At 68.0% G+C, this 7,269-nt stretch carries 4 protein-coding genes; all 4 read left to right on the top strand.

Annotated features, from left to right (window positions below; all coding sequences use genetic code 11):
- Nucleotides 1–379 precede the first annotated feature (379 nt).
- Nucleotides 380–1,381, top strand: coding sequence for a Gfo/Idh/MocA family protein (locus K2Z83_RS18085; RefSeq protein WP_220596592.1), 1,002 nt, complete (start codon nt 380–382; stop codon nt 1,379–1,381).
- A gap of 142 nt (nt 1,382–1,523) precedes the next feature.
- Entirely contained in the window at nt 1,524–3,947 is a 2,424-nt protein-coding gene (locus K2Z83_RS18080) for a 3-hydroxyacyl-CoA dehydrogenase/enoyl-CoA hydratase family protein (protein ID WP_220596591.1), read from the top strand.
- 183 nt (nt 3,948–4,130) lie between these two features.
- Nucleotides 4,131–5,309: an acetyl-CoA C-acyltransferase gene (locus K2Z83_RS18075; RefSeq protein WP_220596590.1), complete on the top strand. Its 1,179-nt coding sequence runs from the start codon at nt 4,131–4,133 to the stop codon at nt 5,307–5,309.
- Between the two features lie 237 nt (nt 5,310–5,546).
- Nucleotides 5,547–7,269 (top strand): PAS domain S-box protein (locus K2Z83_RS18070; protein WP_220596589.1); only part of this gene is annotated, 1,723 nt, incomplete at its 3' end.

Raw genomic sequence — 7,269 nt, 5'->3', positions numbered from 1 at the left:
CGCGGCGCCGCCGCAGGCGGCCAGCAGCGGCACGATCAGCACGAAGAGTGCGATCAGCGTGGCAAGGGACTTCCGCATAGTGTGGGTCGCTCCTTAACATAAGACAACAAGACACGGCAGTGGCGAACGGGGGGGCGTCGGATCGGCACAACCTCCTTTCTCGCCGGTTGAGCTGAATCCGTCGTTGATGCAGCGCGTTATTCGTGGTGGTTTGATGGGAGATTATAGCATACCTGTTTATGTTGGGGGTTGGGGGTTGGGGGCTGGGGGAGCCTTGTGCTCAACCCAACCCCCAGCCCCTATCCCCCACCCCCTATGCTACAATCCACCTGCGGCGATGGTGCCGGCGCGGCCGGCGATGATGCGGAGGGCGAGGGCGATGAGCAAGGTGCGCTGGGGTATTCTAAGCACAGCCAATATCGGGATGAAGAAAGTGACGCCGGCCATGATGCGCGGCGAGCTCTGCGAGGTGACGGCGATCGCCTCGCGCAGCCAGGAGTCGGCCCGGGCCGCCGCCGACGAGCTGGGCATCCCGAAGGCCTACGGCTCCTACGAGGAGCTGCTGGCCGACCCCGAGGTGGACGCGATCTACAACCCGCTGCCCAACCACCTGCACGTGCCCTGGTCGGTGAAGGCGATCGAGGCCGGCAAGCACGTGCTCTGCGAGAAGCCGATCGGCCTGAGCGCCGCCGAGGCCCAGCAGCTGATCGACGTGGCCGCCCGGCACCCGCAGGTCAAGGTGATGGAGGCCTTCATGTATCGCCACCACCCGCAGTGGCAGCGCGCCCGCGCGATCGTGCGCGCCGGCGGGGTCGGCCAGCTCCTGACCATCCAGTCCTTCTTCTCCTACTATAACCGCGACCCGGCCAACGTGCGCAACATGGCCGACATCGGCGGCGGCGGGCTGATGGACATCGGCTGCTACAACATCTCGCTCTCGCGCTTCATCTTCGAGGGCGAGCCGCGGCGGGCCTGCGGCCTGATCGACTACGATCCCGACTTCGGCACCGACCGGATCGCCTCGGGCATGCTGGACTTCGCCGCCGGCAGCGCCACCTTCACCTGCTCGACCCAGATGGCCGGCTACCAGCGGGCGCAGATCTTCGGTGGCGAGGGCCGCATCGAGATCGAGATCCCCTTCAACGCCCCGCCCGATGTGCCCACCCGGCTGTGGCACCAGCGCGGCGGCCAGCTCGAGGAGATCGTCTTCCCGGCCTGCGACCAGTACACCATCCAGGGCGACCTGATGTCCCGCGCGATTCTGGACGACGCGCCGGTGCCGACGCCGCTGTCCGACGCCCTGGCGAATATGCGGGTGATCGAGGCGCTGGTGGCGAGCGGGAAGAGCGGAGGCTGGGTGAGTCTCTCCCCCAACCCCTAACTCCCAACCCCTGATTGTGGTATCATACTGGCATCCATGACGCACTGCGTCTAAAACGCAACCGATCATCATGCTGATAGCGTCTGGCTATTGGCTATCGGCTATCGGTTATCGGCTATAGTAAACGGTCAAGGAGGACCTGATGGCCTACCAGATCAAGCGCGTGGCGGTGATCGGCGCCGGCACGATGGGAGCCGCGATCGCCGGGCTCGTGGCTGGCGCCGGGATCCCCGTGCTGCTGCTCGACGTGCCGCCGAGCGCGCTCACGCCCGAGGAGCAGGCGAAGGGCCTGAGCCTGAGCCACCCCGCCGTGCGCAACCGCATTGTGAGCCAGGGCTTCGAGCGCATGCGCAAGGCCCGCCCATCGAACCTGTTCAGCGCCGCCACCGCCGGGCTGATCAGCATCGGCAACACCGAGGACGACTTCGCGAAGCTGGCTGAGTGCGACTGGGTCGTCGAGGTGATCATCGAGCAGCTGGGGCCGAAGCAGGCCCTGATGGAGCGCCTGGAGGCGGTGCGAAAGCCCGGCGCGATCATCACCTCGAACACCTCGGGCATCCCGATCGGCCTGATCGCCGAGGGCCGCAGCGCCGAATTCAAGGCCCACTTCTTCGGCACCCACTTCTTCAACCCGCCGCGCTACCTCAAGCTGATGGAGATCATCCCCGGCGCGGACAGCGACCCCGAGGCGGTGGCGGCCATGCGCGCCTTCGCCACGCACCGGCTCGGCAAGGGCGTGGTGGTCTGCAAGGACCGGCCGAACTTCATCGGCAACCGCCTCTTCTCCTACGCCGGCCAGGTGGGGCTCAACTTCGCCCTCGCCCACGGCTACACGGTGGAGGAGGTCGATGCGCTCACCGGCTCGCTGATCGGCCGCCCCAACACCGCCAGCTTCCGCCTGCTCGACCAGGTCGGCGTGGATGTGATGTACTACGTCTCCTCGAACCTCTACGCGGCCATCCCCGACGACGAGAGCCGCGAGGTCTACAAGGACAACGATCTGCTCGACCGCATGGTGGCCGCCGGCAAGCTGGGCAAGAAGGTCGGCCAGGGCTTCTACAAAGAGGTGAAGCAGGGCGGCAAGCGCGAGTTCTGGCCGATCGACCTGGCCAGCCTGGAGTACGCCGCCCCGCAGGGCACCGCATCGGTGGACGCCTTTATCGCGGAGTCCGGCAAGCTCAAGGCGCTCCCCGCGCGGCTGCGCTTTATGCTGCGCACGGCCGCCGAGGAGCCCGACAACCGCGGCGCCCAGCTGGTGGCCGAGTCGATCCTGCCGATGATGGCCTACGCCGCTCGCCGCCTGCCCGAGATCGCCGACAGCGTGGCCGATGTGGACAGCGCCATCCGCTGGGGCTTCGCCCACGAGCTGGGGCCGTTCCAGATCTGGGAGGCCATCGGTGTCGCTGAGACCGCCGCGCTGATGAAGGCCCGCGGCCTGGAGCTGCCGGCCTGGGCCGAGGCCCTGGCGGCCGGCGACGGCCACTTCTACACGGCGATAGACGGCCAGCCGGCGGCCTTCAACGTGGCCAGCGGCCGGCCCGAGATCATCGCGCGCAGCCCGCTGGCGATCAGCCTGGACGAGCTGAGGGCCGCCGGCCGCGAGGTGCGCGCCAACGACGGGGCCAGCCTGATCGACCTCGGCGACGGCGTGCTCTGCTTCGAGATCCACTCCAAGGCCAACACGATCAGCGCGCCGGTGATGGAGATGGCCCTGGCCGCCCTCGACGAGCTGGAGCATGAGCGCTGGGTGGCCATGGTCGTCGGCAACCAGGGCAAGCGCTTCTCGGCCGGCGCCGACGTGAGCGGGCTCGGCGCGGCGGCCCAGGCCGGCGACTGGGACTCGGTGGACGAGCTGCTCGACCTCGGCCAGCAGATCATGATGCGCCTGCGCTACGACCCCAAGCCGGTGGTCAGCGCGCCCTTCGGCCAGGTCTTCGGCGGCGGCGCCGAGCTGACCATGCACAGCGCGGCCACAGTGGCCTCGGCCGAGACCTACATCGGCCTGGTGGAGTTCGGCGTGGGGATCATCCCGGCCTGGGGCGGCTGCAAGGAGCTGAACGCCCGGATCATCGGCGCGGCTGCCCAGAGCGGCGGCGACACACTCAAGGCCTTCCAGCAGGTCTTCGAGACGATCGCCCTGGCCAAGGTGGCGACCAGCGCCCACGAGGGCCGTGATCTCGGCTTCATCCGTAGCTCCGACAGCATCGTCTTCAACGGCGACGAGCTGATCGGCGAGGCCAAGGCCGCCGCGCTCAGGCTGGCCCCCGGCTACGAGCCGCCGGAGCGCGCCCCGCGCTGCTACGCCCTCGGCCGCGACGGACTGGCCGCCGCGCGCGTGGCGATCTACCAGATGGTCGAGTCCGGATTCGCCACCGAGTACGAGGGCTTCATCGCCGATAAGCTGGCCTACACGCTCTGCGGCGGCGACCTGAGCAGCCCGCAGTGGGTCGATGAGCAGTACATCCTCGACCTGGAGCGCGCGTCGGTGGTCGAGCTGGCCAAGCAGCCGAAGACCCAGGAGCGCGCCCTGCACCTGCTGAGCACCGGCAAGCCGCTGAGGAACTGATCTCCACCCGTACTGGCGCAGCAGCGCCAGGCGGATACCCGTAAGGGCGCAGCAGCGCCGCGCTGCTGCGCCCCAGCGCCGGGCTGATACCCGTACTGGCGCAGCAGCGCCGGGCTGATACCCGTACTGGCAGGGCGCAGCAGCGCCGCGCTGCTGCGCCCCAACACCGATAGAGGAAACCATATGCACGAGGCAGTGATCGTATCCGGCGTCCGCACCGCCGTCGGCAAGGCGCCGCGCGGCACGCTGCGCACCGTCCGCCCCGACGAGATGGCCGCGACCGTGGTGCGCGAGGCGATCGCCCGCGCCGCAGGGCTCGACCCGCGCGAGGTCGAGGACGTGATCATGGGCTGCGCCATGCCCGAGGCCGAGCAGGGGCTGAACATGGCCCGCATCGCCGCCCAGCGCGCCGGCATGCCCGACAGCGTCTGCGGCGTGACCGTCAACCGCTTCTGCGCCTCGGGGCTGCAGACGATTGCTATGGCCGCCCAGCAGATCATGGCCGGCCAGTCCGAGGTGGTGGTGGCCGGCGGCGCCGAGAGCATGAGCATGGTGCCCATGTCGGGCAACAAGTTCTCGCCCAACCCGCACCTCGCCCAGCACGACCCGGCGGTCTACCTGGGGATGGGGCTGACGGCGGAGAATGTGGCCAAGCGCCACAAGGTGAGCCGCGAGGACCAGGACGCCTTCGCGCTGCGCTCGCACCAGAGCGCCCTGCGCGCCCAGCAGGAGGGCCGCTTCGCCGGCAGCATCGTGCCGCTGGAGCTGGAGCTGGTGGAGATGAACGGCGATGGCCGGCCGCGCCGGCGCAGCTTTACCTTTGACAAGGACGAGGGGCCGCGCGCCGACACCTCGGCCACGGCGCTGGCCAAGCTGAAGCCGGCCTTCGCGATCACCGGCAGCGTCACGGCGGGCAACAGCTCGCAGACGAGCGACGGCGCGGCGGCGGTGGTGATGATGAGCCGCCAGAAGGCGGACGCGCTGGGGCTGCGGCCGCGGGCGCGCTTCATCAGCTTCGCCGTGGGCGGCGTGGAGCCCGAGGTGATGGGCATCGGCCCGGTGGTGGCCATCCCCAAGGCGCTCAAGCAGGCCGGGCTGACCCTGGCCGACATCGACCTGATCGAGCTGAACGAGGCCTTCGCCGCCCAGGCCCTGGCGGTCGTGCGCGAGCTGGGGATCGACATAGAGAAGGTGAACGTCAACGGCGGGGCGATCGCCCTGGGCCACCCGCTCGGCTGCACCGGGGCCAAGCTCACCGTGCAGATCCTTGACGAGCTGGAGCGGCGCGGCGGGCGCTACGGCCTGGTGACGATGTGCATCGGCGGGGGCATGGGCGCCGCCGGGGTGTTCGAGCGACTATAGAGGGGCGGCAGAGCGCAGAACGCAGAGCGTCCGCCACGTCAGGAACCTTGAGCGTATTGCAGCATAATGTGCCGGCGGCGGCGGTAGATGTTTCCCTCCGTGGAACATGTGCCGTCGCCGCCGGCACATTGTTCGTTCACGTGTGTTGTATTCTGACTGCTGTGACCTATAATTGTTTCTGCCTGCGAAACGGTTTTTTCACATGGTGTGAGGGACTCCCGAATGCGGGGCGGCTCAATGGCGATCACCAATCAGATCATGCCGCAGACTGAAGCGATCCTGCTCGTCGACGATGGCTCTGAGGAGTGCGGCGAATTAAGCGCGATCCTGCGTGATGCGGGCTATCGGGTTCGCCTGAGCGGCGGGCGGAGCCACGCGCTTGAGTCGGCGCTGGCCCAGCCGCCCTTCCTGGCTCTGATCGCCGCCCACGGCGAGGAGACAGACGGCCTCGCGCTCTGCCGAGAGCTGAAGCGGGACGAGCGCACCCGCGCCATCCCCGTGATCCTCCTGATCGACCGGGAGGATCGTGACGATAGAGATCGCTGCTTCGCGGCCGGGGCGGCGGACTATATCGCGAAGCCCCTGGTGCGCGCAGAGGTGCTGGCTCGGGTGAGCGCTCTGCGCGAGCTGCGAGGGGTGCCGGCCGAGCGCACGGAAGGTGCGCTGCCGATGCGTGATCTCCAGCTCCGGATGTTGATCGAGCACCTGCACTCCGGCCTCGTCGTCCACGCCCCCGACACGAGCATCCTGCTGGCAAACCTCCAGGCATCCGCACTGCTCGGGCTCAGCATCGACCAGATGATGGGCAAGGTCGCCATCGATCCCGCGTGGCGGTTCATCGATGCGGACGGGGTAACCATGCCTGTCGCAGCATACCCGGTGAACCGGGTGCTGGCGACCCGCGAGGCGATCCGCGACCTCGTCCTGGGCGTCTATCGCCCGAGCGGCGGCGATCAGGTCTGGGTGCTGGTAAACGCCTACCCTCAGCTCGGCCCGGACGGCGATCTGCAGCAGGTCGTGGTGACCTTTGTGGACATCACCGAGCGTAAGCGGGCCGAGGATGCGCTGCGGGCGAGCGAGCAGCGCTACGCGCTGCTCTTTCAAGGCAGCCCTGCCCTGCTTTCCATCCAGCGCGTGAGCGACACGCGCTTTGTCGAGGTCAACGCGGCATGGCAAGCCCTGACCGGCTATACCCGTGCGGAGGCCCTGAGCCTTCCATCGTCTGCGCTGAATCTCTGGACGGATGTGGCCCGACGCGAGAAGCTGATCAGTGAGCTCATCGAGCAGGGTACGAGTCGCGCCGAGGTGCAAATTCGCCACAAGTCGGGCGCTATTCGCGACGTGTTATTGTCCTCCGAGATTGTCGAGATCTCAGGCGAAGACTACCTGCAGACAATGGGGCAGGACATCACCGAGATCAAGCAGGCCCAGGCGCGGATCGAGACCCAAATGCAGAAGCTGGTCGCGATCAACGCCATCGACAGCATGATCGCCAACGCGCATGATCTCCAGCTGACCCTGAAGGCGATTGTGGAGACGGCGTCGACCGAGCTGGCCGTGGACGCGACCGCGATCCTGCTGTTTATGCCTCCCACGAACACCTTGGAGTTCTCGACCGGGTATGGCATCCACGCCCAGCTGAACGCGGGGACGCACCTTCGCCTCGACGAGTGTTATGCTGGACGCGCTGTGACTGAGCGGCGACGCGTACATATTCAGAATCTCGCAGCGCTCGCCGACGAGCTACCCTGCTCCGCGCTGATCGCCGGCGAGGGATTCGTGGACTACATGGGCGTCCCGCTGATTGCCAAGGGTGTGATTAAGGGCGTGCTGGAGCTCTACCACCGCGTGCCGCTCCACCCCGAGGACGACTGGCTGAGCTTCCTGGGGACTCTGTCCGGGCAGGCGGCGATCGCCATCGATAGCGCCCAGGCCTTCGAGGGGCTCCAGCGCGCGAACC

The organism is Oscillochloris sp. ZM17-4 (assembly GCF_019599295.1).
Lineage (GTDB): Bacteria > Chloroflexota > Chloroflexia > Chloroflexales > Chloroflexaceae > Oscillochloris.
This window is presented reverse-complemented; position numbering and strand designations above follow the sequence as displayed.

Bases quoted from the DNA above. Each gene is read 5' to 3' on its own strand.
- K2Z83_RS18075 (WP_220596590.1), top strand. From the start codon at position 4,131: ATGCACGAGGCAGTGATCGTATCCGGCGTCCGCACCGCCGTCGGCAAG.
- K2Z83_RS18080 (WP_220596591.1), top strand. From the start codon at position 1,524: ATGGCCTACCAGATCAAGCGCGTGGCGGTGATCGGCGCCGGCACGATG.
- K2Z83_RS18085 (WP_220596592.1), top strand. From the start codon at position 380: ATGAGCAAGGTGCGCTGGGGTATTCTAAGCACAGCCAATATCGGGATG.